Source organism: Streptomyces sp. NBRC 109706, assembly GCF_000974485.1.
GTDB lineage: Bacteria > Actinomycetota > Actinomycetes > Streptomycetales > Streptomycetaceae > Streptomyces.
This window is the reverse complement of the sequence record NZ_BBOM01000004.1, coordinates 165,126-188,519: the sequence shown is the minus strand read 5'-3', so window position 1 is coordinate 188,519 and position 23,394 is coordinate 165,126. Positions and strand designations below refer to the sequence as shown.

The window sequence follows — 23,394 nt, the reverse complement described above, 5'->3', positions numbered from 1 at the left end:
CCGTTCCGGGCCGGTGCACGATGCGCATGCCCCCGGCTTCCCCGGCTGTTCCGTCGGCTGGCCGCCCCCCGGGGGTCAGAGGTCGCGTTGGGCGGCGTGGAGGTTGACGGGGTCGGCGGCCGAGGGGTCGCCATAGGACTCAAGGCGGGTGTGGAGTTCGCCGACGAAGTCCGGCTGATCGATCTGGCCGAACTCCGTTACCTCGTTGATCGCCACCGTGGCGCTGCGCGGCGCTATCTCATCGAGTTTGATCATGCCGGCGCGTCCGTTGGTCACCGTGACGTTCCAGTGGGTGAACCGCGCTCCATAGAGCGGCCCAGCGGTGTCGTCGCCGCCGTGGGTGCCGTTGTTGTTGACGGTGATCTCGGTGCGGACGTTGGCGAACGGCATCCCCCGGTGGGAGTCGAAGGTGCCCATCTCCATCCGGCCGCGCGACCAGACGTTGTAGCTGGAAAGGCCCTCGACATTGATGCCGTGCAGCTGGGTGTTGGCGGGCGGCGGGGAGGTGCGGTCGAGGAGGGTGAAGCCCTCGACCAGGTTGTCGTGCGAGCCCTCCCGACAGCAGTAGGGATGGTGGCTGCCGCGCCCGGAGACGGTGGTGTCGCGCAGGGTACAGCCCTTCGCCGAGACCAGCAGAAAGCCGTTGTCGGTATGGGTGACCTCGACGTCACGCACCCAGCAGTCCCAGGCGCACTGCAGCGCGACCCCGTTGAAGCCGGTGTCCAACAGATGCTCGGAGAGCGGGAGTTCGGGACAGACCAGGGTAAGTCCCTCGACGCCGGCGCCGACCAGCGGCGGGACCAGGGTGGTCAGCCGGGGATCCCACTCGGGGCGGGCGTCCAGCGGCAGCGGCCGGTCCAGGGTGACCGTGCCGGCCTCGTGATCGACGGCGGTCAGCCGGCAGGGCCACTCGTAGGGCACATAGCTGGTCAACTTGGTGCGCGAGGCCCAGTCGTAGGAGGCGGTGCCCGGCACCTCGCCCGCCATATGCGCGAGCAGCGTGTGCTCGGCGTCGTCGGCGAGCCGCAGCAGCACCCGGTCGCCTTCGGCGAGACCGTCCGTGCCGGCCACCTGGACGGTCCAGTCCCCGAGCGAGGGCGAGCCGGTGATCTCCGTCAGGGACTCATACTCGTCCCGCGCGTTGCCCGTCCAGCCCTCGAAGGGCCAGCTCTCCGCCCTGATGGCATCCGTCAGGGAACGCCAACGTGCGGTGGGGCAGAGCCAGATGAGGCCGCCGGCCCAGGACCAGCTCGACTTGTCGCCACCGTAACGGCTGCCATAGCGGCCGATCAGATCGGTCAGGCTGCGGGTGGCCTCGATCACCGTCCGGCCGCTGCCCTCGCCGCGCAGCACCACGCCGTCGGCGCCGATGTGCAGCAGATCGTCGATGCGGTACCGCCCGGCGGGCAGCAGCACCGCGCCGCCGCCGGCCTCGGCGGCTGCGGCGATGGCGGCCTGGATGGCGGGCGCGGAGTCGGCCTCGCCGTCCGGATCCGCGCCGAAGTCCAGCGCGTTGGCGACCACTTCGGGGTTCGGCAGGTCGTCGGTGCCGCCGAAGGCGCCGGCCCGGCCGACGAAGGGGATCTGCGGATGGGCATAGGGGGCGGCCACATACTCGGCCCAGAGTTCCGCCGCACCGGCCGCGTTCCCGGCGCCGGCCGCGCTCCCGGCGTTTGCCGCGTTCGCGAGCCGGGGCGCTCCCACGGCGGCGACGGCGACGCCGATCGCGCCCCCGAGCAACGCGCGACGTCCCACCGCCGGCCCGACACTTCCCGAACCGCTGGCATGCATGGTCAACCTCCAGATACGTGAACACATTTCAGGTATGTGACCTATGGCTGTGGTGGAGGATGACACGCCCCGAACGGGCGCGGAAGACGTTCGACGTTGCGGAACAGAGCCCTCGCGCCGGGCCGGCGTCGGCCACGGCCCCCGCCGTGTGATGGCGCCTCCGGCGGCTGGGGCCGGTCTGGCCGGGCGGAGGCCCTGGCGTTGCCCGAAGCTCGATGGACGTCGGAAACCGGTGCGCCCCCAAGAAAACCGGGTGGCCCCGGTTCGGGGTGGGGCGTCCTGGAGGCGACGCCCCACCCTCGGCCCGGGGCCACGGGGGTTGGTCTCAGCCGCTCGGTCGCTCGGCGGAGCGGCCGAGCAACCGCGCTCAGCGGCTCAGTGGTGGGCGATCACTCCTCGCCCGGCCCGCCGTTGATGACGAACTGGGAGCCCGGCTCGACGACCACGTCACCGTCGGCGTTGTTGCTCAGCGTGACGTTGTTCAGGTTGGCGCTGCCTCGCGCGCCGCCCATCGCCAGGATGCCGGCGCCGTTGACGGAGCCGTCGATCACCACGTTGGAGATCTCGACGCCCGGCACCTCGCCGCCACCCGACTTGAACTGGATGCCGTCATAGGTGGAGTCGTAGATCTCGGTGTCCTCGATGACCACCCCGGTGATGGGCTGGCTGGCGGGGAAGATGGTGATGGCGCCGAACTCCTGCGCCGCGCCCCAGAATGCGCCGCCGGTGCGGTGCAGGACGTTGCCCGAGATCCGCGTCTCGCCGGAGAACGGCAGCGGGTCGTGGTCGGTGGCCAGCATGATGCCGGGGTAGTTCATCGTGTCCGAGATGGTGTTGCCCTCGATCACGTTGTCGTACCCGCCGTAGACCGCGATGCCGTTGGCCCGCCAGGGCAGCTGGATCGTGTTGTTGGACAGGGTGTTGGTGTGCGCGATGTCCACGGACGGGTCCTGGACATAGCGGTTGGCCCAGATGGCCAGCGAGTCGTCACCGGTGTTGCGGAACGACGAGTTGGTCACCGTGGAGTTGCGGGTGCCGTTGGTGAAGTTGACGCCGTCCGCGTAGGTGTTGCGGATCCGGACGTCGCTGAAGACCAGGCCGTCGGCCGGGCCCCACAGCTCGGGGATGTTGTCCAGGTCGCGGCCGACCCAGGCACCCACGTTGGCGTGCTCGATCCACACCCGGCTGATCTCGGTGCCCTCGCCGAAGCGGCCGTTGAGCGCGACGCCGCCCTCGTGGTTGCCGTCGCCGCCCCTGATGGTGCCGGAGCCGAAGATGGCGATGTCGGAGATCTGGGTGTTGTGGTCGATGTCGAAGCCGAAGTTGCCCTCGTGCGGGTGGTTGATGCCACCGGCCTCGTGCGGCGGCGTCAACGTGTAGAGCTGGGAGTGCCACATGCCGGCGCCCCGGATGGTGACGTCCCTGATGCCGACCTGGTTGTGCTGGCCGCGGTCCTCGGGGTCGTCGGTCAGGATCTTCTGCTCCTGCCGCCACTGGCCCTCGGGGATCCAGACGCAGTCGATCTCGCCTTCCTGGTTGGCCGTCACGGCCGCCTGGAGGGCGTCGGTGTCGTCCTCGCCGTCGTCCGGCACGGCGCCGAACTCCTCGATCGAGGTGCAGTCCGCCGGCTGCGCGGCCGGGGGCGCGACCTCTTCGAGGTCGATCAGGTCGACGATATAGAAGTCGGCCGAGTCGTCCGCGTCCCGCTGGAGACGGAACGTGGTGCCGGCCGGGTAGGTGGTGTCGAGCAGCGCGTGCGACTCGTCGAAGAGCCGACGCGCGTCACCGCTGGGCGTGTTGGTCAGGCCCTCGGGGTCGTCGGTGTTGCCGTACAGCCAGCTGTGCTTGGAGGAGAGCGTCAGCTTCTGGACGAACTCGCCGTCGGCGTAGAGGCTCAGCGTCTCCTCGACGCCGCCGCCGCCCGGGGCGTCGGGGATGGAGTTGCGCACCACGATCGAGTTCGAGGCGCCGGTCGAGGTGACCTCGACATACTCCCCGGTGCTGTCCAGCCGCACGGACTGTCGGCCGGAGGATTCGGTGGCGAAGTTGGTCTGCCCGTGCGGGCGTTCCGGTTCGGCCTCCAGCAGGGTGCCCGAGTAGTCGCCGGCCTCCGCCTCGTACGAGACGAACGGTGTGTCGGCGCCGGCCGCCTCGGCGACGGGGCTGATCTCCTGGGCTCCGCTCTCGCCCGCGTCCGCCGCGTCCTCGGCGGCGGTCGCGGCCATGGGGAGGCCGACGGCGACGAGTCCGGCCAGGGACACGCCGCTGGCCAGACGCCAGCCGCGTTGCTTTCTCTTCATGGGTGTCCTCTGTTCTGTGGGGGGCGACAGAGCGATGCGCGGCCACGGTCCGGTCCGCTGTGGGGGTGTGGGCCGGTCCGGGTGCGCGGGTGCCGAAGGTGTGGGTACGGCCCGGGCGTCCCAGGGGCGGCCGAGGGGCCGCCGGCACGTCGACGGGCTGGGTGGGGGCGGTCGTCGTGGGGTGCGGTCGTGGTGGGGTGCGGTCGTGGTGGGGGGTGGCGCGGCAACGGACCAGGTCGACCCGGCTGCCGCGAACTTGCAGACTGCTCGCAAAGAATTGAGTTGTGTTAGTCAATCTCTTGCGGGCCGGCAGTCAGAGTTTTCAAGCATGTCACGGGTTTGTCAACGGTTCGCACACGGCGGGAGCCCAACGGGGCGACGTATGCTGCCAATTGGCGCCCATCCCGGTGTTCCAGGGCAAACCGCACCGCGCGCCTCGGGCGCCCACCGGGGGCCGGGCCAGGGCCGCCGGATCGCCGCCCCACCACGGATCGATAACCCTGTAACGATCGATGCCCCCGGCTTTTCCTCGGCCCGGTGCATGGTGTCCAATGACCCGCGCATGTACGCACAGACGATGGGGGGATTTCATGGCACGAACTCAGTCGATAAGAAACGTCGCACGAGCCGTGGCCGACGGGGCCAATCCGCGAACGGCCCTCAGGGAAGAGGCGCGCGGCCAACTGCGCCGCCGGGAATCCGCACCCGTTACCGAGGGCGAGGAACAGCCCACGCAGCGGGAAGACGGAATGGATCCCAGCGACTTTCCCGCCGCGCGTGACCAGGGCGGCAGTATCGACACCGTCATGGAACAGAAGTCGGTGCCGCTGGACGACGCCGGAGAGGCGCTCAACCGCAGCGAGCAGCGCCGCGTCGGGGCCCAACAGGTGCACGTCATCTGCCCGATGGTGATCCCGCGCGGACGCTCCCTGCTCTCCATGCTGCCGGTGCTGCTCCTGCTGGTCGTGGTGCTGGTGGGCACCGTGGTGGTCGCCGCGACCACCGACGACATACTGACCAACCCGCTCTTCGGCGCGCACTCCTGGCTGATGGTCCTGGTGGCCGTGGGCTTTGTGTGGTGGCGCCAGGGCATGGTGATGGTGCCGGACGGCTGCCATGCGTTGATCACCCGCTTCGGAAAGCTGGAGCAGGTCGTCGGCCCGGGCCGGGTGATTCTGCTCAATCCCTGGAAGCGGGTTTCCTACATCATCAACACCACCAGGGAGTACCCCTTCAACGCGCCGGTGCGTGAGGCCCCGACGCGCAGCGGCGTCAAGGCGTCCATCGATCTCTTCATTCAGTTCCGAATTTCCGACCCGGTGGAATTCGTCTACACCCTGGGCGCCGTGCGCGGTTTCCAGGAGAAGCTGAACAACGCGGTCAGCGAGACCATCCGCAGCCTCATCTACGAACAGGAGGCCGCCGGCATCTACAACATGGTCGGCGAGGAGACCGGTCGGCTGCTGGAGCAGCTCAACCAGCAGTTCCTGCCCGCCGTCGCGCTGACCAACGCCAACATCACCCACGCCGAGCCGGGCGACCGGGGCTACCGGATGGACCTCGCCGCCCCCGAGATGGTGCGGGTGGCCAAGGAGGCGTACACCCACGAGTACGCGCTCCAGCTGCGCAAGGAGCAGGACGAGGGCGATCTGACCAAGGAGTTGGCGACCCGGCAGGAGACGCTTTCCGCGATCCAGGCCGATATCGCGCAGTACCAGGCGCAGATGGACACCGCCGTCGAGCGGGAGAGCAACCGCGCCGAGGCCCTGGCCCGCGAACGGTATGTGATGGCCGAGTCGGAGGCGCGCGCCAACGCGGCGCTGCTGGAGGCCCAGGCGCTCGACATCCGCGCCGTCACGGCCGCCGAGGCGCCGGAGATCCTGGAGTACCGCTACCAGCAGCAGGTGTTGGACACCCTGGAGCAGGTCGCCGACCATCTGCCCCGACTGGTGCGGATCGGCGCCGAGCGGGACGCGGACGGCCATACCGGCGTCGACTATCTGGCGCTGGCCAGGCAGTTGGTGGGGGAGCACGGCGCCGAGCTGTTCAGCGAGGCCGACATGGCGGCGGTGCGGGCCCGGCTGCCCGAGGTGGCGGCCAGGATCGCCGGCCGTCAGGCGGAGATCGAGGCGCTGCGGGAGGCCGACCGGCCCACCGTTCCCGAACCGCCCGCCGGTACCGCGGCCGCCGGTTCGGACGTGGCTTCGGACGTCGGCTCGGCCGTCGGTTCGGACGTCGGTTCGGCCGTTGGGGAGCCGGCCGACCGGAACGTGGGAGGCGCGCCCGACGATCCGCGCGCCACGGGGCACTTCGGCACGTTGGGGGAGTCCTTCGGCGCCCCCTCGGGGCAGCCGTTCGGGAACGACGAGGAGGGCGGTGAATGAGCACCGTGCGGACCAACAGGTCGACCATCGCCGAGGCGGTCGCTCCCTGGAGCGATGTCGCCCAACTGCTGCGCGGCGGCGACGCCGGCACCCTCACCCCCGTGATCATCCCGCGCCACCGCAGGCGGCTGGGCTGGATCGCCCCGCTGTGGGTGGGCCTGTTCTCCATGCTGACCGGCGTGATGCTGGCCGCCCAGGACGGCGGTTCGGCCGATATCGCCTATGACACGCTGGCCGTACTCGCCTACTGCTTCGGCGTGTTGCTGCTGCTGCTCGGCGTCCTCTGGTGGTGGCGGTCCTCGATCGTCGAGGTAGAGCAGGGCACCAACGGCATCCTCACCCGCTACGGGGCGGTCGTCCGCACGCTTGCCCCCGGGCGTCACTATCTGTGGCACCCCTGGTCGCGCGTCGAGTTCGTGGTGGACACCTCCACCGAGATCCCCTACTCGGCACCGGTGATGGCCTGTCCCACCAGGGAGAACGTGCCGCTTCGGTCGATCGAGTTCTTCCTGAAGTTCAGGATCACGGACGCGGTGCTCTTCGTCCGGATCATCGGCGCGGGCAACTTCGATCTGGTGCTCTCCAGCGCCGTACAGGACGCCATCCGGCAGCGGGCCCGCCAGGTCCGCACCGAGCACGCCTACGATCTGCGCGGCTCCGATGTCGCCGACATGCAGGAGCTGCTGAACCGGCAGCTCTCCCGCTACGGCGTGCGCATCACCGGCTGCAACATCCCCGATGTGCAGTTGCCCGCGCAGTACCAGCAGCATCTGGCGACCCGCGAGCGGGTGGCCAAGGAGCGGGAGGCCTACGACCAGGAGTGGGGGCTCACCCGCAAGCGTCGGATCGACAGCCTCCAGATGGATATCGAACGGGCCAAGAAGGTGCGCGACGCCCGCATCGTCGAGGTGAAGGCCGCGCTCAACAACGCCCGCGAGGAGGTCGCCCAGCTGCTGGAGCAGCAGGAGACCAACGCCCAACGGGTCAGGTTCGAGATCGAGACCAGGGGCCGCAGCGGGCTGATCGCCGCCGAGAACGAGGCCAGGGCGCAGTCCCGCCTCGCCCAGGCGTACCGCGACAACCGGGCGGTGCTGCAGTACGAGTTGGCCCGTCGCCGTCTTGAGGTCGGCGCCGAGCTGGCGGGGAAGGCGCCCCAGCCGGTGGTGGTCCGCACCGACGCCGGCTCGGGCGGCGACTCGTCCGCGCTGGCCACCCTGCTGACCGCACAGCTGCTCCCCCGGCTCGCCGCGCCACCGGAGACACGGCAGGACGAAGACTGAACCGGCCGACCGGCTGATTGGCTGACCGGTCGTTCGTCAGCGGTACCGGGCGCGCCTCCCGCGACAACGCGGGGGGCGCGCCGTCGCGTGTTCAGCGGCTACCGCCGCGCGCGGTGCCATAGTCACTGTGCGGTGTTCGCCGCGACCGCGCCCCGTCGGCATCCCGCGCGGCCGCCCGAACGCCGAATCACTCCGAATCACTCCGCATCACCGAACACCCGGACGTGGAAGGGAAGTTGCCGTGAACGCGAGCACCGAGCTGCTGGTCGACGCCTTCGACCGGATCAGGGAGGAGGTCGAGGTGACGGTCACCGGGCTCACCCCCGACGAGGTCGGCACCCGGGTCGGCCCGGAGGCCAACCCCATCGGCTGGCTGGTCTGGCATCTCACCCGGGTCCAGGACGACCATATCGCCGAGTTGGCCGGACGCGAGCAGGTATGGACCAGGGACCGTTGGTATGACCGCTTCGCGCTGCCCTTCCCGCCCGAGGCGACCGGTTTCGGCCACAGCACCGACGAGGTCGAGGCGCTGGGCGCCCCGAGCGCCGATCTGCTGATCGGCTACCACCAGGCGGTCCACGAGCGGACCGTCCAGTACCTGGGCAAGGTCAACGTCGGCGATCTCGCCGAGCCGGTCGACGAACGGTGGAACCCGCCGGTCACGCTGGGCGTCCGGCTGATCAGCGTGGTGGCCGAGGACCTGCAGCACGTCGGCCAGGCGGCCTATGTCCGGGGGCTGCTGAGGTCGTCGGCCGACTGACTCCCGACGCTCCTGTCACAGCTTGGAAACCCCTTCTCGACAACCGCATCGCAAGAGTCTTTCGCGTCGTTCTCAGGACGTCCGCAGGACCTACGCTCGGCGAAGTCCGGCCTTGCCGGCGTCTGAGCACCTCTGCCGAAGGACCCGTCCGCCGATGACTCAGCGACCGTACTCCACCGCCACCTACCCCTGGCCGGCGCCGGCCAGACCGGCCGCGACGCTCGCGCCCACGCCGGCGCTGACGCCGGCCGGGGCGCTGTTCGGCGAGACCCTGTGGCGGGTACTGATCATCGGCTGTGCCCTCATCGGCTACCAGGCGACGGGCGGCGGCACCCTCCTCGCGCTCAGCCAGCTGGCAAGCGTGGCGGCCGGCATCGGCTACGCGATGGTGACGGTGCTGACCCTCAGCGCGGCGGCGCTGCGCCGCCCCGAACCGCCGACCGCCTGGCTGCGCGGGCTGCTGGCGGTCACTCTGCTGCTGGTGATGATCACCTGGTTCACCGCCATGGGCGGCGGGTTGGACGAGACCTGGAGCCTCTTCGAGCATCTGCTCACCCCGCTGGCGGTGCTCGTCGACTGGCTCTTCATCGGCCGCAGGCAACGGTCGGCGCGCTGGTGGTACCCGCTGAGCTGGGCCGGCGTGCTGCTGCTCTACCTGGCGGCGTATCTCTCCGCCGATGTCGCCGTCTACTCGTTCCTCGACCCGGCCGACCCGATCTTCGGCGCCGCGCTGGCCGGCCTCAGCACGGTCACCCTCGCCGTCGGCTTCGCCCTGGTCGCCACCGCCAGGGCCCGCCGGGACTGACACAGAAGCCGGGCGCGGCTCAGCCCATCGCGGCGGTGGCCACCACCAGGTCCTGCCAGGACATTCCGACCCCCTTGAACAACCGGGGACGATCGCCCGGCAGCGGCAGCTCGCCCCGCACCAGCTCCGCCATGTTCCCGGCGATCACGTCGGGGCCGATCTCGCCGGCGGCCAGCGGAACGCACAGGTCCCCCGCCTCCCGCAGCGCCGAGGCGCGCGCCTCCACCACGACCGTCGAGCGGCGGACCAGCGCGCCGTCCACCTCACGCGCCGTCGGCTCGTGCGAGCCCATCGCCACCACCGTGGCGTGGTCGGCGACCGCCCGCCCGTCGAACAGCGGCTCCCGCGCCGAGGTGCAGCAGGCCACCAGATCCGCTTCGGCGACCGCGTCGGCCCCGACCAGTTCGGCGGCCAGGCCCGCGTTCCGGCAGCGCTCGACCAACTCCCGTCCCCGCTCGGGCGATCGGGCCACCACGCCCACCCGGTCCACCGGGCGCACCTCCCGCAGCGCCGCCACATGCCCCCACGCCTGCGGCCCGGTGCCGAACACCACCAGCCGCCGCGCCTCCGGCACCGCCAGCCGGCGCACCGCGACGGCGGAGACGGCCGGGGTGCGCAGGGACGTCAGCGCTGAGCCGTCCAGCAACGCGACGGGCCGCAGGGTGGCCGCGTCCGCGAGCAGATAGGACGCGACGATCCTCGGCAGCCCGAGCGCCGGATTCGCCGGCGCAACCCCGGCGACCTTCACCCCCACATAGCGCTCGCCGGCCGCCGGCATCAACAACAGCTGCCCGGCGGGCACTTCGACGGCGGACCTGGCGACGTCCGCCTCCGGATCAAGCCCGCCCAACAGCGCCGCCTCGACCGCGTCGACCGCCCCCGCCATCGACAGCCGCCGCCCCAACTCCACACCGTCGATCACCGTCAGTCCCATGGCACCCATGCCGCCACTCTCCCAGAGCCACCCGACCGCCGGCGTGCGCGGGGCGCGCGCCCCGAAGTTGGCCGAATTCCGCTGAGGGTCGGTGAGGGCGCACACGCGGCTGGTGTCACATGGTCCCCAGGATGCGCTCGGTGTCGGCCATCCGCTCAAACGGCATCTCGACTACCCACGGAAGCCCCGGCTATCCATGCGACGGGGGAAGCAACGGACAGGGTTCCGCCGCATGTTCGAATTCCCGTCGTGGTGCCGACGTGCTCTGGCTCACAAAGTCGCCGCCATGCCATGCTCGCAACAAAGGGCCTAGCCGGCGGGAGGCGCTGGTGGACTTCCAAGTTTTGATGCTTGGGACGGTCGAGTTGCGGTATGGGGCCGAAAGGCGCAGCTCCCTTGGCTCCGCCAAGGAACGCCTCGTCCTCGCGGCACTGGCCTGGGATGTGGGCCAACTGCTCAGCGCCGAAACCCTGATCCACCGCGTATGGGACGACCATCCGCCGCCCAGCGCCCGGGAGGGCATCCGCACCTACGTCTCCCGCATCGGCCGGAGGATGCGCGCTCTCTCGGATTCACCCACCAGCGCGGTACGCGGCCGGCAGCACGCCTACAGCCTGGACGCCGATCCCCAAACGATCGACGTACGACGTTATTTGAGCCTTACCGAACAGGCACGAGCGCTTACGGACAGCGGCAGTCTCGGTGAGGCGACAAAACTCCTCGGCGAGGCAGACCGATTATGGCGCGGGGACCCCCTGGCCGGCCTCAGGGGCCGCTGGCCCGACCGTGTTCGCGGAACGCTGCACGAGAAGCGCGTCGGCGTACTGCTGTTACGCAGCCGCATCAACCTCCTCCGGGGCGACTTCAACGAGGTCATCGCCGAACTGGAACCGCTGGCCGACACGCGTCCCGAGGACGAGGCCTTGGTCGAGTATCTCGGGTGCGCCCTCTACGGCGCGGGACGGACCCTCCAACTGGAGCGACTGCTCCGCCGCACCGAGCGCGCGCTGATCGAGGACTTGGGCACCGACCTGGGCGAACGCCTGCTCCGCGTGCGCGCGGCCGCCCGCGACCGCACCCCCCTGACCGAACTGCTCACCGCCCTGGGCCACGGCCCCCGGCCCGCGCCACGGATCACCTCGGCGATCAGCAACCTACCCGGCGACACGGACTGGGTAGGCCGCCGGGACGAGATCGACAAGCTGCTGTCCATGGTCAACGGAACGGGAAAGCAGCGGCCGTCAACTGTGACGATCAATGCGATTGACGGTATGGGCGGCGTGGGCAAAACCGCACTCGCCGTCCACATCGCACACCAGGTCAAGTCGGCGTTTCCCGATGGCCACATCATGATCGACTTATGTGGCTATGACGCCCACCAGAAGCCGCTGGACACCACAAGAGCACTCACCGAACTCCTGAACCTCCTGGGCCTCCCGGCAAAGCAAATCCCCGCGGATCCCGCGCAGTTGACCGCCACCTGGCGTTCCGTTCTCAGCTCGCGACGCGCACTCGTCATCCTGGACAATGCGGCAGGACCCGAACAGGTGAGCCCATTGCTGCCCGGCCCCTCCGAGTCGCTGTTGATCATTACCAGCCGCCGGCATCTGGCGGCGGTGAGTGTCGCCCGCACCCTGTCCCTGGGCACGCTTTCCGAGGACGACGCCATCGCGCTATTCCAAGATCGCGTCGGCGCGGAACGAAGACCAAGTGCCGCCGAGGCGAGCAAGGTTGCTCGACTCTGCGGAAACCTGCCACTGGCCGTGGAAATCGCGGCCAGTAGATTTCTCACGCACTCCTCCTGGAGCGTCGATGATCTCGTTCGACAGTTGAATCGCGCAAGCGGTCGAACACGGGAACTCCATGACGGAACACGGGACATCGAGAACGTTTTCGCACTCTCGGTTCAAGATCTGTCCCCCGAGGAACAGCGACTGTTCCGCCGACTCGGCCTGCATGTGGGCCCCGCGTTCGGCCCCCACGCGGCGGCCGTACTCGCCGACCTGCCGGTGGACTTGGCCGAAAGATCGCTGGAGCGTCTTCTCCACGAGCATCTTCTGATGGAGCCCGGCTCGCACCGCTACCGCCTGCACGATCTGCTGGCCGACTACGCCCGCGCGCTGGTCGCTGCCGAGGACGACGCGGCGGAGTCACGAGCGGCGGTCGACCGCCTGCTCGACGCGTATCTGCACGTCGCCGACCGGGCCGACCGCCTCGCCTTCCCCTACCGCTGCCGCATCACCGTCCCCGACGCCGCCCAGCCGGCCGGCACCGCCGGCTGGTTGGACGAGGCCAATGCGAACGGCTGGTTCGTCGCCGAGTCGTCGAACCTGCTGGCGATACTCGAATATCTCCGGAGTAGAGGGGATCACGGCCGAGGCGCTCTGTTGGTCCATGTACTGGGTGGTTTTCTGACCACCCAGGGGTATCTGGCGACGGCCCGGCCCTACGTCGCCGAGGCCGTGGACTACTGGCACGGCATCGGCGACGGCCACGCGGAAACCCGCGCGTTGATCGACCTCGCCACCCTCGGCACGCACGCCGGCGAATCCGAGACGGCGGTGACCGCGGCGGATACTGCGTTGGCCTTGGCACGAATGCGAGGTGACCGCGAGGGGGAGGTCGAGGCGTTGTATCAACTCGGATTCAGCTATTACTCCTCCGGACGGAACCGAGAGGCGCTGCCGATACAGGAGCGGTCAGTCAAACTCGCTATGAGTCTACCCGACGCTCTTAGGCAGGCGCGCGCGCATAACCTTTTGGGCGTCATTCATCTGGGACTTGGGAATCTGGATGAGGCGTTAATGACTTTTAACGCGTTCCTGGAAGGCTCCCGTGCCGCCGGATACAAAAGAGGGGTCGTTGCAGCACTGCAAAACCTGGCCGAGCTTTTCAGGACTCGGCAGGAGTATGAGAAGTCGCTTGACCACTTCAGACAAGCAATGGCACTTGAGCCCGAGAGTACGCATTTGGACAGGGCGACCTTGCGGCTGAACATCGCGCACACTCTTCTTGACGCCGGCGATTTATCCGCATCTCTCGATGGATATCGCGAGGTGCTGCCCATGCTCAGGTACATGGAGTTCAAGAGGGGCGAGTGCGCGGCGCTCAACGGGATAGGCAGGGCACTCCATAAGCTGGGAAGGCATGAGGAGGCCATCCCGCAGCACATGGCCTCCCTGGCGCTGGCCCGCCAGATCAACGCCTCCAAGGAGGAGGCCGGCGCCCTCCATGGCCTGGGGCTTGGTGCGCTCGCCAGAGGACGGCGCGAGCAGGCAGTCGGATACCTCGAAGAAGCGCTCACCCTCTTTCAGCGCCTTGGAGCGCGCGCGGAGGAAGCCCAGGTATCTCGCATCCTGGCGGAAGCAGAGTTGTCGGGGATTGGCCTGCGGAGCGCCCTCGGTTAGCAGTCCGCCTTCAACGTTACCGGGGTAAGCTTGCCCAGGGCGGCTCCCGAAGATGACCCAACGGGTCCTCCACTCCCAGAAGTTCACCCGAATTTGACGAGCGCGGAGCGCGCAGTTGAAGATGGGCGACCACCCCGCAGTCGGGTCTCGACTGGCGGCGGCGGTCATGTAGAGAACGAATCTGAGGAGCAATCGCGCGTGGACAACGCGTTTCTGTCATTGATCCTGCTGAGCCTCGGCTCTCACCACGCGGACGCCATGGCTCCTGCCCCGGCTCCGACCGTCATATCGGAACCCTCGGAGCAGCCGCAGATAGCGGATGACGGGCTCACCACCCAAGAAATTTGCATCGTACTCGGCGACAAGGAATTCCCCACGCGGATGACGCCCAGCAAATCTGCAGATCCCTTGTCCCCCAGTAATTGGGCGGTGTGACGGCAGGATAGCGGGGGCCGTGGAGGACCAGGCCCAGGCCGGTTCTCCACGGCCTTTCGCGTTCAGGGGGTCCTCGGCGTGTGGAGGCCGGTCACGATGATGGAGAGGTAGCGGGGCCAGTCGTCGGGGGAGGCGTCGAGGGCCGCGTCGAACATCGCGACGATGGCGGGGATGTCCGCCGGTGTCACATCCCCGCGGAGCGTCCCGGCCGCGTGGGCGCGGTCCATCAGGCGTCCGCAGTCCTGGGTCAACTCGGCCCGCGTCGCCGCCAGTCGGTCCGAGCCGAAGCCGCCCTGGCGCATCACCTCGCGTAGGCCACGGTTGTCCGCCAGCCGTTCCAACGCCCGTTCCAGAAACGCGGCGAACGCCTCGAACGCCTCGCCCCCGTCGGCCAGGGCCTCGGCGGCCATCGTGCGGATGTCCGCCAGCTCATCGGCGAAGACCGCCTCCGCGAGGCTCGCCTTGTCGGGGAAGCGGCGATAGACCGTGCCCACGCCGAGGCCGGCGTGGTGGGCGACATCGTTAAGCGTCGCGGACAGCCCGCGTTCGGCGAAGACCTCGCGGCCGGCGTCGACCACCTTCCGCCGGTTCTGCTCGGCGTCCCGCCGCAGCGGGCGCCCCTTCTTCTGCGGCTCGGGCATCCGCCTCTCCTCCCATTAAGTGGATAGCTCATATCCACTTCGTGCTACGCTCGCCCCGTTAAGTGGATAAAGGCTATCCGCCTTGCTCGGGCGAGGGAGTTCGCCGTGCGCACCATGGTCGTCACCGGAGGAACCAGCGGAATCGGCAAGGGAATCGCGGCGCACTATCTGCGTCAGGGCGCCCATGTGATCGCCGTCGGCAGTAGTGAACAGCGGGGGGCCGTTCTTCGCGCGGAGGCTCAACGCGCGGCGTGGAAAGGGAAGTTGACCGTGTTGCGGGTCGATCTCAGCTCGGTGGCGGCCGGCCGTCGGCTGGTCGACTCACTGGTCGAGGCCGAGCCGATCCTGGACAACCTCGTGCTCTGCGCGCAGCGTTACCGGCTCACCGGTGGTCGGGTGGAGACGGCGGAGGGGTTCGAGCACAGCTTCGCCCTCGCCTATCTGAGCCGCTATGTGCTGAGCCATGGGCTGCTTCCCGCGTTGGAGCGGTCGCCCGGGCCGGTGATCGCCAATGTCGGCACGCCGGGGCTGCGGCTCGGCCGGATCCACTGGGACGACCTCCAGCTGACGCGGCGCTACGGCGGGACCAGAGCCACCCTGCAGTCCTTCCGCGCCAACGATCTGCTGGGGGCGGCGTTCCCCCAGGTCCGTCCGGACTCGGCGGTGCGCTATGTCGGCTATCACCCCGGCGTGGTCCGCACCGGCATGCCGGCCAGCCAGCCGCAACCGCTGCGGGCACTGAGCGCGGCCTCGCTCGCGCTGTTGGGCCGCGGCGTGGAGCAGGCGATCCGGCCGCTGGTCGCTCTGCTCGACGACCCACCGGAGGAGCGGTTCACCGCGCACCGGGGCCGCCGCCGACTCTCGGTCGACAGACCGACGTTCGACACGACGGCCGCGCTGCGGCTGCACCGGGAAACCCAGGCACTGCTGGACTGACCACTCCCCCGTCCACGAAAACCCGGCGGGCTCGGCGCGAAGGCCGGTACCGGTGAGCGGACCGCGAACGGGACCGGCCCGCCGCAGGCAGACGACGAACCGGTATCCCCCGCCGGACGGCGAATCAACCGCGCCCTTCAGCCCGGCAGCGGTCACCGCCTCGGGGCAGGGCCCGGGGGCCGGATCGCGGCCCCGCCGCCGGAGGCTAGCGTTTGAGGGCGATGCCGCCGAAGTCGTCGATGGGGCGGGTTTCGTCGGCGGCGAAGAGTTCGGGGCGCCACAGGGATGTGGAGATCATGCCGGGTTCCAGCACCTCAAGGCCGTCCAGGTAGGACGTGACCTCGTCCGTGGTGCGCAGGGTCAGTCGGGGTGAGCCGCCGCCGTCGTTCCACTGTTTGACGGCCTCGTCCATCCGGGGGCCGCGCACCGCGTTGGTCGGGTGGGAGAGCGCCACATAGCTGCCGGGCGGCAGCGCGTCGACCAGGCGGGCGACGATGGCTCTGGTCTCCTCGATGTCCTCGACGAACTGCAGCACGCCCAGCAGCATCAGCGCGACGGGCCGGTCGAAGTCCAGTGTGGCGGCGGCCTGTTGGAGGATTCCGTCGGGGTCGCGCACATCCGCGTCGAGGTAGTCGGTGGCGCCCTCGGGGGTGCTGGTGAGGAGCGCGCGGGCGTGGGCGAGGACCAGCGGGTCGTTGTCCACATAGACGACGCGCGCCTCGGGTGCCATCCGCTGGGCCAGTTCGTGGGTGTTGTCGACGGTCGGCAGCCCGGTGCCGATGTCGAGGAACTGGCGGATCCCGGCCTCCTCGACCAGGAAGCGCACCGCGCGGCAGAGGAAGTAGCGGTTGCCGCGCGCGTTCTCGGCGATCTCGGGGAAGTAGTTCATGATCTGGTCGCCCATGGCCCGGTCCGCGGCGTAGTTGTCCTTGCCGCCGAGCCAGTAGTTCCAGATCCGAGCGGAATGGGGCACGGAGTTGTCTATGTCGGGCCCGGGGGCATGTTCGGCAGGCGTTCCGTGCGCCAACTGCTCGGGCTGCTCCGGTTGTTCCGCCATCTGAGGACTCCCTGGACTCGGTGGCGCGACCCTCGCGCCCGCCCATGGAAGCACCTGGACGGGTGGACCGTCAGCCCGGGGGGCGAACCCGGGGCAGCATGGGGCCTTTGGTGTGATACGCCCCAACAGGCGATCATCGGTCGGCTATGTCACGGTTTAAGGGACGCTGCCACCTGGAGCGAAACCACCCGAATGAAAGCCGAGAGGATGCTCCCGCGATGCATGAGATGCGAGCCGAAGTAAACGCGCAGGGTCACCGGAACTGGCATGTCACCCCCAAGGCCAGTCTCGTCGCCCTGTGTGGCAAGCATATGGCGCGTCCGGACGGGGGCCAGCGGCCCGAGCTGTGCGAGACCGTGGTGCACGAGAGCCACTGCGGGCCCTGTGTGCAGGGCTTCGAGCAGTTTGTCGCGGCCAGGCTCTGAGGCCGCCCGTCCGCAGAGCGAAGGCGCGGCTCAGTGGTCGCCCGGCGGCTCCGGGCCCCGGTCCGCGTCCGGATCCCGGTCCCGTTCGCCGGACCTGAGCCGTTTCTCGCTGATCAACCGTGCCGCCAGTTCGTCCAGCACGATCTGGCGGCGTTCCACGGCGTCCGTGCGGTAGGCGATACGGGCCACGATATGGCCGGTCACGGGGGCCGTGAGCAGGGAGAACGCGGCGACGAGCAGCAGCGCGGGCGCCTTGCCGAGCGGCATCTGGAGCACGGCGCCCAGCACCACGAAGAGCAGTCCCAGGGTCTGGGCCTTGGACGCGGCGTGCAACCGGGACACCGTGTCCGGGAAGCGGACCAACCCGATGCCGCTGATCAGGCAGAACGCCGCGCCGACCAGCAGCAGCGCGGCTGAGACCATATCGTTCAGCACGCCCAGCGCGCTGGTGAGGGCGCTCATCGCATGTCCTCCCGGCGTTCGATGAGGCGGGCCGAGGCGATGGAGCCGACAAAGCCCAACAGGGAGAGCACCACCAGCACATAGCCGGTGGTGGTGTCGGATCTGGCCAGGGTGCCCAGCACGGCGCCGACCACGATCAGCGTGACCAGGGCGTCCAGCGCGACGACCCGGTCCAGGGCGGCCGGGCCGAGCGCCAGCCGGACGACCACCAGCAGGGCGGCCAGGCTGACCAGCGCCAGCGCGATATTGGCGACGGTGATCACCGGGTCTCCTCCCTCTCGTCGGTGTCGGAGTCCCCCTCGTCGGTGCCGAAGGCGCGGCGCAGTCGGCGTTCCGCCTGGACGACCTCCTCCCGGCGGCGCTCCACATCGTGTGGCGAACGCAGCGGCAGCGCGTGGATATAGAGCAGGCGCCGTTCCCGGTCGATCTCCAGCACCAGCGAGCCGGGCACGGTCAGGCTGAGCAGCGCGGTGGAGGCGATCAGCAGTTCGCTGTCGGTGCGCAGCGGCACCTCGACGACTCCGGTGGAGACGTTCGGGCCACGGGCGACGGCCTGCCAGGCGACCACCACGGACGAGGTGACCAGTTCGCCCAGCAGATGGCCGATCAGGCCCAGCAGTCGCAACGGGCGGCGCAGCGCTGGGCGGTTGACCTCGGGCAGGCCGAACAGCGCCAGCACTCCGAGCGCCACCAGCAGGCCGCCGACCAGCGGGATCGGGCGAACCCCGCCCCACAGCAGCAGCCACAGCGCCCAGAGCCACAGCAGCACGGGGCCGCGTCGGGCCAGCGCACGGGCCCGGTCCCTGGCGTTCACTCGGCCTCCTCTCCGAGCACGGCCTCGCGGTAGCCGTCCCGTTCCAGCAGGTCGTGGGCGGCGCGCTCGCTGATCCGGCCGATCTCGCCGGCGCCGACGGCGATGCCGAGGCCGGTCAGCACGATGCCGGCGGCGGCGCCCAGGATCAGGACGTTGCCCGGGTAGCGGCTGGGCGGTGGCCGTTCCGGGCCGGCCGAGAACACCGCCCGCCAGAGCCTGGCCATGGCGTAGAGCGTCAACAGGCTGGTGACCAGGGCGGCGGCGACCAGCACCGGGATGGCGCCGCCATGGCCGCCGCCGGCCTGGAGGAGGACGAACTTGGCGACAAAGCCCGAGGTCGGCGGGATGCCGGCGAGGCTGAGCGCGGGTACCAGGAAGAGCCCGGCGACCACCGGGGGCGGTGGCGCGGAGCGCGCCAGCCGGGTGAGCGAGGCGGTGCCGGCGAGCCGCACCACGATGCCGGCGACCAGGAAGAGCCCGGCCTGCACGGCGATGTGGTGCACGGTGTAGAGGACGGTGCCGGTCAGCCCCGGCACGTCGAACAGGGCGAGGCCGAACAGCATGAACCCGATATGGCTGACCAGGACGAAGGACAGCAGTCGGTTGATGTCGTCCTGGGCGACCGCGCCCAGCACGCCGACCAGCAGCGTGACGATGGCGGCGACGGCCAGCAGGGTCCAGGTCTCGTCGCGCGGGAAGAGCAGTGTCTGGGTGCGGACCATCGCGTAGACGCCGACCTTGGTCAGCAGCGCGGCGAAGACGGCGGTGATCGGCGCCGGCGCCGTCGGATAGCTGTCGGGGAGCCAGAAGTGCAGGGGCACCACGGCCGCCTTGATGCCGAAGACCAGGAGCAGCAGCACGCTGAGCGCGGCGACCATCCCGCCGGGCACGGAGTCCATCCGCTGGCTGAGGTCGGCGAGGTTGACGGTGCCGACGGCGGCGTAGCAGAGCGCGATGGAGGTGAGGAAGAGCAGCGAGGAGGCGAGGCTGGTGATGGTGTACGTCATCCCGGCACGGATCCGGTCGGCGCCGGCGCCCAGGGTGATCAGCACATAGGACGAGGTGAGCATCATCTCGAACGCGACAAAGAGGTTGAAGAGGTCGCCCGCGAGATAGGCCAGGCCGATGCCGCCGGTCAGCAGCAGATAGGCGGGGTGGAACGCCACCGGCGAGGAGCGGCCCGAGTCGGCGAAGCCCTGGCCGATGGAGAAGACCAGCACGGCGAGCGCGACCGCGACGGAGACGGTCAGCAGCAACGCGGAGAGCCGGTCGGCGAGCAGGGTGATGCCCAGCGGGGCGGGCCAGCCACCCATGGTCGCGGCGCGCGGGCCCTCCCGTTCGGCCAGCACGAGCAGCACCACGGAGTCGACCAGGACCAGGGTCAACACGACGACGCCCAGGGTCTGTTGGGCCGCTCGGCTGCCGGAGAGGGTGAAGGAGACGCCGGCGGCGAGCACCGGCAGCAGCATGGGGGCCACCAACAGCCAGGCGGTCATCGTTCCTGCCTTCCGCCGGGCTCCTGGTCCCGGTCGGTCGGCAGCGGCGGGCCGCTCTCCGCCCGGTCCTGGATGGTGCCGATCCGCCGGTCCTCCACGTCGTCCCGCACCTCGTCGTGGCCGTCCAGCTGCCAGGCGCGGTGCACCAGTGCCAGCAGCAGCGTGGTGATGCCGAAGGTGATCACGATCGCGGTCAGCGCCATCGCCTGCGGCAGCGGGTCGGCGTAGCGTTCCCCGGCGTCGGCGTCGCCGAGCACCGGGGGGACGCCCGGTGGGCCGCCGGTCAGCAACAGCAGCAGGTTGGCCGCGTGGCCCAGGACGATCACGCCCAGCAGGACCCGCATCAGGGAACGGTCCAGCAACAGGTAGAAGCCGGCGGCGAAGAGGCCGCCGACCACCAGCGCCATCACCAGGTCAAGGGTGGTCATCGGGCAACCCTCCTGGTCCGGTCGTGGTACGGGGCGAGGGTGTCCCCGGCGTCCCTGGCCTGGGCGAGCGCGAACAGCAGCTTGAGGCAGACGCCCAGCACCAGCAGATAGACCCCGAGGTCGAAGAAGATGTTGGTGACGAGCTTGATATCGCCCAACAGCGGTGCGTTCCAGTGGAGTTCGGTGCTGTAGAGCGGGGGTTCGCCGAAGAGCAGCGGGGCCAGGGCGACGATCGCGGCCAGCGCCAGGCCGCCGCCGGCCACCGAGCGCGGGGTGATCGGCAGCGGGAACGCGGCCTCGGCGCGGCGGCCCACCAGATAGCGCAGGGTGAACGCCTGCCCGGCGACCAGTCCGCCGGCGAAGCCGCCGCCCGGCCGGTAGTGGCCGGCGAAGAGCAGATAGACGGAGAGCACCAGCACGGCGGGGAACAGCGCCCGCACCACCACTTCCAGCAGCAACGAACGGTCGCGGCTGGGGAGTTCGTGCGCCTCGGGCAGCCAGGGCTCGCGCGGCACATCCCAGTGGACGCCCCGGAACGCGCGGGCCGCCGCGCTGCCCTCGGCCGGCCCGGTGGGCCACTGGCGACGCGAGGAGCGGTAGCCGAGCAGCGCGCCGGCGCCGATCGCCGTCACCATCAGCACGCTGATCTCGCCCAGGGTGTCCAGGGCACGGAAGTCCACCAGCAGCGCGTTGACGGCGTTGTCGGCGCCGGTCTCCGGGGTGCGTTCCAGGATGGTGTCGGAGAGTTCGAGGGACTGGCGCACCGCGGTGGCCGAGACGGCGAAGTAGGCGACGCACAGTCCGGCGGTCACGGCGACCGCGGCGCGGAAGAACAGGCCCTTCGGGGACGGCCGTTCGGGGGTGAAGTTGGACGGCAGCCGGCGCAGCACCAGGACGACGACGATCACCGTCAGGGTCTCGACGAGGAACTGGGTGAGCGCCAGGTCGGGCGCGCCCTGCACCAGGAAGAGGCCGGCGACGGCATAGCCGACGGCGCCGACCAGCAGCACGGCGGTCAGCCGGTGGCGGGCCACGACCAGCGCGCCGAGCGCGGTCAACACCACCAGGGAGAGCGGGATCTGGGCCGCCGAGTGCCAGCCGACCACATGCGGCCAGGCGGGCCGGTGCAGCAGCAGGGTGCCGCCGGGGATCAGGATGACGGTCAGCAGCAGCGCCGTCAGATAGAAGGGGAGCGAGCCGACCTGGGTGTGTCGGGTGACCCACATCGCGAGGTGGTCCACGCCCCATACGGTGCGGTCGTAGCCGCGCTGGCTGTCCGGCAGCCGGGGCACATGCGCGCGGATCCGCTCCACCGGGCGCCTGGCCTGGTGCAGCAGCAGGCCGAGCACGATCATGCTGGCGGAGACCAGCAGCGGGGCGGTGACACCGTGCCAGAGCTTGATCGCGTAGGCGGGTCCTGGGTCGGCCAACAGCCCCGGCGTCGCCGCGTACGGTTCCACCAGCTCGGCGAGGCCCACGTACCAAACGCCGAGGGCGGGGGCCGCCGCCGACAGCAGGCAGATCGGGCCGACCAGGCCGAACGGCGGGTGCTTGGGCCTGGTCTCGGGAACGTCGGGCTTGCGGGCGAAGGCGCCCCACAGGAAGCGCGCCGAGTAGGCGACGGTGAGCAGCGAGCCGAGGGCGAGGCCGACGACGGCGAAGGCGCCGCCGCCGAACGGCGCGTGCCAGAACCCGTCGTAGCCGGCCTCCTTGCCGAGATAGCCGATCAGCGGCGGCAGCCCCGCCATCGAGGCGGCGGAGACGGTCGCGGCCACGGCGAGCAGCGGCTGTTTCCGGCCGAGCCCGGAGAGCCTGGTGAGATCCCTGGTGCCGGTGCTCTTCTCGATCACCCCGACCGTCAGGAACAGCGCGGACTTGAACGCGGCGTGCGCCAGCAGCATCTCCTCGCCGGCCAGCGCCAGCGTATGGGTGCCGGCGCCCAACATGGCGATCAGCATGCCGAGTTCGCTGACCGTGCCATAGGCGATCAACAGCTTGAGGTCGACCTGGCGCAGCGCCCGCCAGGCGGCCACCACCATGGTGGTCAGTCCGACGGTGAGCACCAGCGGGCGCCAGGGCTGCGCGCCCTCAAGCGCCGGGGCGAGCCGCCCCACCAGGTAGACGCCGGCCTTGACCATGGCCGCCGCGTGCAGGTACGCGGAGACCGGGGTTGGCGCGACCATCGCGGCCGGCAGCCAGGCGGAGAACGGGATCTGCGCCGACTTGGCGAACGCGCCGACCAGGATCAGCAGCACCGCCAGCCAGACCAGCCCGCCGCGCGGCGGGTCGGCGACCAGCTCGGAGATGCGGTAGGTGCCGGCCTCCGCGCCCAGCAGGATGAAGCCGAAGAGCATCGCGAGCCCGCCGGCGGCGGTGGTCAGCAGGGCCTGTTCGGCGGCCCGTCGGTGCGCGGCGCCCTCGCCCCGGCCGGCGATCAGCAGGAAGGAGATGACGGAGGTGAGTTCCCAGAAGATGTAGAGCGCGATCAGGTGGTCCGCCGTCACCAGGCCGAACATCACCCCGGCGAAGGTCAGCAGCAGGCCCGCCTCGCGGCCGGCGCCCGGGAGGTAGCGGGCACAGTAGATCAGCACCAGTGCGCCCACGCCGCTGACCACGAAGACCATCAGCAGGGAGAGCGGGTCGAGCCGGAGGTCGACGACGAGATTCAGCCCAGTGGCCCAGGGCAGCCGCTCCTCCGGGGCGTCGCCGTCGAGCACGCTCGGGGTGTGCCAGGCCGCCCAGGCGACGGCGACCAGCGGCACCAGCGCCGCCAGGTACCAGGCGCCGCGCGGCAGCCGGGCGGCGAGATAGGGGAGCGCCATCGCCAGCACCATGTGCAGGGCGAAAAGTGCCAGCACCCAAGCCCTCCTGTCCGGCGTCGTTCCCTTGGCCGCCACGATCGGGACCGGTCATGGCGAGACCGGCCATGCAACAGACCGCCGCGACGACTGATGGCGGTATGGCACGGTTTCGATCATCGCGGGCCGAGCGGCGCAACCGGGTGCAGCGCCGCCGGGTCGCGTGTCGCGGCCCGCGCGT

General features: G+C 70.2%; 19 protein-coding genes. 8 read left to right on the top strand and 11 right to left on the bottom strand.

Translation table 11 applies throughout. The features are described from left to right. Window positions 1-75: 75 nt before the first annotated feature. Together AOM46_RS00810 and AOM46_RS00805 are read right to left on the bottom strand one after the other, a co-directional pair. Window positions 76-1,791: a glycosyl hydrolase family 28-related protein gene (locus tag AOM46_RS00810; RefSeq protein ID WP_062204071.1), complete on the bottom strand. Its 1,716-nt coding sequence runs from the start codon at window positions 1,789-1,791 to the stop codon at window positions 76-78. 389 nt (window positions 1,792-2,180) lie between these two features. Continuing rightward, window positions 2,181-4,091, bottom strand: coding sequence for a right-handed parallel beta-helix repeat-containing protein (locus tag AOM46_RS00805; protein ID WP_062204068.1), 1,911 nt, complete (start codon window positions 4,089-4,091; stop codon window positions 2,181-2,183). Between the two features lie 590 nt (window positions 4,092-4,681). Between AOM46_RS00805 and AOM46_RS00800 the strand changes: the two genes are divergently transcribed. The 4 genes from AOM46_RS00800 (at window position 4,682) to AOM46_RS00785 (ending at window position 9,320) form a co-directional block, all read left to right on the top strand. Further along, a complete protein-coding gene (locus AOM46_RS00800; protein ID WP_078856350.1) occupies window positions 4,682-6,475 on the top strand; it encodes an SPFH domain-containing protein in 1,794 nt (597 codons plus the stop codon). After that, a complete protein-coding gene (locus tag AOM46_RS00795; protein WP_062204065.1) occupies window positions 6,472-7,755 on the top strand; it encodes an SPFH domain-containing protein in 1,284 nt (427 codons plus the stop codon). The genes AOM46_RS00800 and AOM46_RS00795 overlap by 4 nt, the downstream gene beginning before the upstream one ends. A gap of 241 nt (window positions 7,756-7,996) precedes the next feature. Next, complete coding sequence (locus tag AOM46_RS00790; protein ID WP_062204062.1) at window positions 7,997-8,515, top strand: DUF664 domain-containing protein; 519 nt, start codon at window positions 7,997-7,999, stop codon at window positions 8,513-8,515. Window positions 8,516-8,669: 154 nt separating this feature from the next. Next, the gene (locus AOM46_RS00785; protein WP_062204059.1) at window positions 8,670-9,320 is read left to right on the top strand and encodes a hypothetical protein; all 651 of its coding nucleotides are present in this window, start codon (window positions 8,670-8,672) and stop codon (window positions 9,318-9,320) included. 19 nt (window positions 9,321-9,339) lie between these two features. On the opposite strand, the gene AOM46_RS00780 is transcribed toward AOM46_RS00785, so the two are convergent. Beyond that, the gene (locus tag AOM46_RS00780; protein WP_107079978.1) at window positions 9,340-10,254 is read right to left on the bottom strand and encodes an ornithine cyclodeaminase family protein; all 915 of its coding nucleotides are present in this window, start codon (window positions 10,252-10,254) and stop codon (window positions 9,340-9,342) included. A gap of 329 nt (window positions 10,255-10,583) precedes the next feature. Here AOM46_RS00780 and AOM46_RS00775 point away from each other — a divergent pair, with 329 nt between their 5' ends. Then, window positions 10,584-13,661 carry a tetratricopeptide repeat protein gene (locus AOM46_RS00775; RefSeq protein ID WP_062204054.1) on the top strand — a complete coding sequence of 1,026 codons (3,078 nt, stop codon included), beginning with the start codon at window positions 10,584-10,586 and terminating at the stop codon, window positions 13,659-13,661. Window positions 13,662-13,859: 198 nt separating this feature from the next. Further along, window positions 13,860-14,096: a hypothetical protein gene (locus tag AOM46_RS00770; RefSeq protein WP_062204051.1), complete on the top strand. Its 237-nt coding sequence runs from the start codon at window positions 13,860-13,862 to the stop codon at window positions 14,094-14,096. Window positions 14,097-14,158: 62 nt separating this feature from the next. Here the strand turns inward: AOM46_RS00770 and AOM46_RS00765 are convergent, their stop codons facing one another. Continuing rightward, a complete protein-coding gene (locus AOM46_RS00765; protein ID WP_062204048.1) occupies window positions 14,159-14,737 on the bottom strand; it encodes a TetR/AcrR family transcriptional regulator in 579 nt (192 codons plus the stop codon). 114 nt (window positions 14,738-14,851) lie between these two features. On the opposite strand from AOM46_RS00765, the gene AOM46_RS00760 reads away from it, so the two are divergent. Continuing rightward, a complete protein-coding gene (locus AOM46_RS00760; RefSeq protein WP_067225899.1) occupies window positions 14,852-15,673 on the top strand; it encodes an SDR family NAD(P)-dependent oxidoreductase in 822 nt (273 codons plus the stop codon). A 205-nt stretch (window positions 15,674-15,878) separates the two neighbouring features. Here the strand turns inward: AOM46_RS00760 and AOM46_RS00755 are convergent, their stop codons facing one another. After that, window positions 15,879-16,730, bottom strand: coding sequence for an SAM-dependent methyltransferase (locus tag AOM46_RS00755; protein WP_078856348.1), 852 nt, complete (start codon window positions 16,728-16,730; stop codon window positions 15,879-15,881). A gap of 227 nt (window positions 16,731-16,957) precedes the next feature. Between AOM46_RS00755 and AOM46_RS00750 the strand changes: the two genes are divergently transcribed. Beyond that, window positions 16,958-17,155 carry a hypothetical protein gene (locus tag AOM46_RS00750; protein WP_234313576.1) on the top strand — a complete coding sequence of 66 codons (198 nt, stop codon included), beginning with the start codon at window positions 16,958-16,960 and terminating at the stop codon, window positions 17,153-17,155. Between the two features lie 30 nt (window positions 17,156-17,185). Here AOM46_RS00750 and mnhG read toward each other — a convergent pair whose 3' ends face one another. Genes mnhG through AOM46_RS00720 form a run of 6 tightly spaced genes read right to left on the bottom strand, consistent with a single transcriptional unit; the run spans window position 17,186 to window position 23,213 of the window. Beyond that, entirely contained in the window at window positions 17,186-17,617 is a 432-nt protein-coding gene (gene mnhG / locus AOM46_RS00745; protein WP_062204040.1) for a monovalent cation/H(+) antiporter subunit G, read from the bottom strand. Next, window positions 17,614-17,880 carry a monovalent cation/H+ antiporter complex subunit F gene (locus tag AOM46_RS00740; protein ID WP_067225797.1) on the bottom strand — a complete coding sequence of 89 codons (267 nt, stop codon included), beginning with the start codon at window positions 17,878-17,880 and terminating at the stop codon, window positions 17,614-17,616. The genes mnhG and AOM46_RS00740 overlap by 4 nt, the downstream gene beginning before the upstream one ends. Next, window positions 17,877-18,431, bottom strand: coding sequence for a Na+/H+ antiporter subunit E (locus AOM46_RS00735; RefSeq protein WP_062204037.1), 555 nt, complete (start codon window positions 18,429-18,431; stop codon window positions 17,877-17,879). Before AOM46_RS00735 ends, AOM46_RS00740 begins: the two co-directional genes overlap by 4 nt. Next, window positions 18,428-19,927: a Na+/H+ antiporter subunit D gene (locus AOM46_RS00730; protein WP_062204034.1), complete on the bottom strand. Its 1,500-nt coding sequence runs from the start codon at window positions 19,925-19,927 to the stop codon at window positions 18,428-18,430. The genes AOM46_RS00735 and AOM46_RS00730 overlap by 4 nt, the downstream gene beginning before the upstream one ends. After that, a complete protein-coding gene (locus AOM46_RS00725) occupies window positions 19,924-20,355 on the bottom strand; it encodes a Na(+)/H(+) antiporter subunit C (RefSeq protein WP_062204031.1) in 432 nt (143 codons plus the stop codon). Before AOM46_RS00725 ends, AOM46_RS00730 begins: the two co-directional genes overlap by 4 nt. Then, window positions 20,352-23,213 (bottom strand): Na+/H+ antiporter subunit A, encoded by a 2,862-nt coding sequence (locus tag AOM46_RS00720; protein ID WP_158920166.1) that lies wholly within the window; start codon window positions 23,211-23,213, stop codon window positions 20,352-20,354. Before AOM46_RS00720 ends, AOM46_RS00725 begins: the two co-directional genes overlap by 4 nt. Window positions 23,214-23,394: the final 181 nt, after the last annotated feature.

What these genes read in the sequence shown, in the direction of transcription:
- AOM46_RS00760 (WP_067225899.1), top strand. Translation starts at nt 14,852, where the DNA reads ATGGTCGTCACCGGAGGAACCAGCGGAATCGGCAAGGGAATCGCGGCG.
- AOM46_RS00755 (WP_078856348.1), bottom strand. Translation starts at nt 16,730, where the DNA reads ATGGCGGAACAACCGGAGCAGCCCGAGCAGTTGGCGCACGGAACGCCT.
- AOM46_RS00785 (WP_062204059.1), top strand. Translation starts at nt 8,670, where the DNA reads ATGACTCAGCGACCGTACTCCACCGCCACCTACCCCTGGCCGGCGCCG.
- mnhG (WP_062204040.1), bottom strand. Translation starts at nt 17,617, where the DNA reads ATGAGCGCCCTCACCAGCGCGCTGGGCGTGCTGAACGATATGGTCTCA.
- AOM46_RS00730 (WP_062204034.1), bottom strand. Translation starts at nt 19,927, where the DNA reads ATGACCGCCTGGCTGTTGGTGGCCCCCATGCTGCTGCCGGTGCTCGCC.
- AOM46_RS00795 (WP_062204065.1), top strand. Translation starts at nt 6,472, where the DNA reads ATGAGCACCGTGCGGACCAACAGGTCGACCATCGCCGAGGCGGTCGCT.
- AOM46_RS00765 (WP_062204048.1), bottom strand. Translation starts at nt 14,737, where the DNA reads ATGCCCGAGCCGCAGAAGAAGGGGCGCCCGCTGCGGCGGGACGCCGAG.
- AOM46_RS00780 (WP_107079978.1), bottom strand. Translation starts at nt 10,254, where the DNA reads ATGGGACTGACGGTGATCGACGGTGTGGAGTTGGGGCGGCGGCTGTCG.
- AOM46_RS00800 (WP_078856350.1), top strand. Translation starts at nt 4,682, where the DNA reads ATGGCACGAACTCAGTCGATAAGAAACGTCGCACGAGCCGTGGCCGAC.
- AOM46_RS00725 (WP_062204031.1), bottom strand. Translation starts at nt 20,355, where the DNA reads ATGACCACCCTTGACCTGGTGATGGCGCTGGTGGTCGGCGGCCTCTTC.
- AOM46_RS00805 (WP_062204068.1), bottom strand. Translation starts at nt 4,091, where the DNA reads ATGAAGAGAAAGCAACGCGGCTGGCGTCTGGCCAGCGGCGTGTCCCTG.
- AOM46_RS00750 (WP_234313576.1), top strand. Translation starts at nt 16,958, where the DNA reads ATGCGAGCCGAAGTAAACGCGCAGGGTCACCGGAACTGGCATGTCACC.
- AOM46_RS00810 (WP_062204071.1), bottom strand. Translation starts at nt 1,791, where the DNA reads ATGCATGCCAGCGGTTCGGGAAGTGTCGGGCCGGCGGTGGGACGTCGC.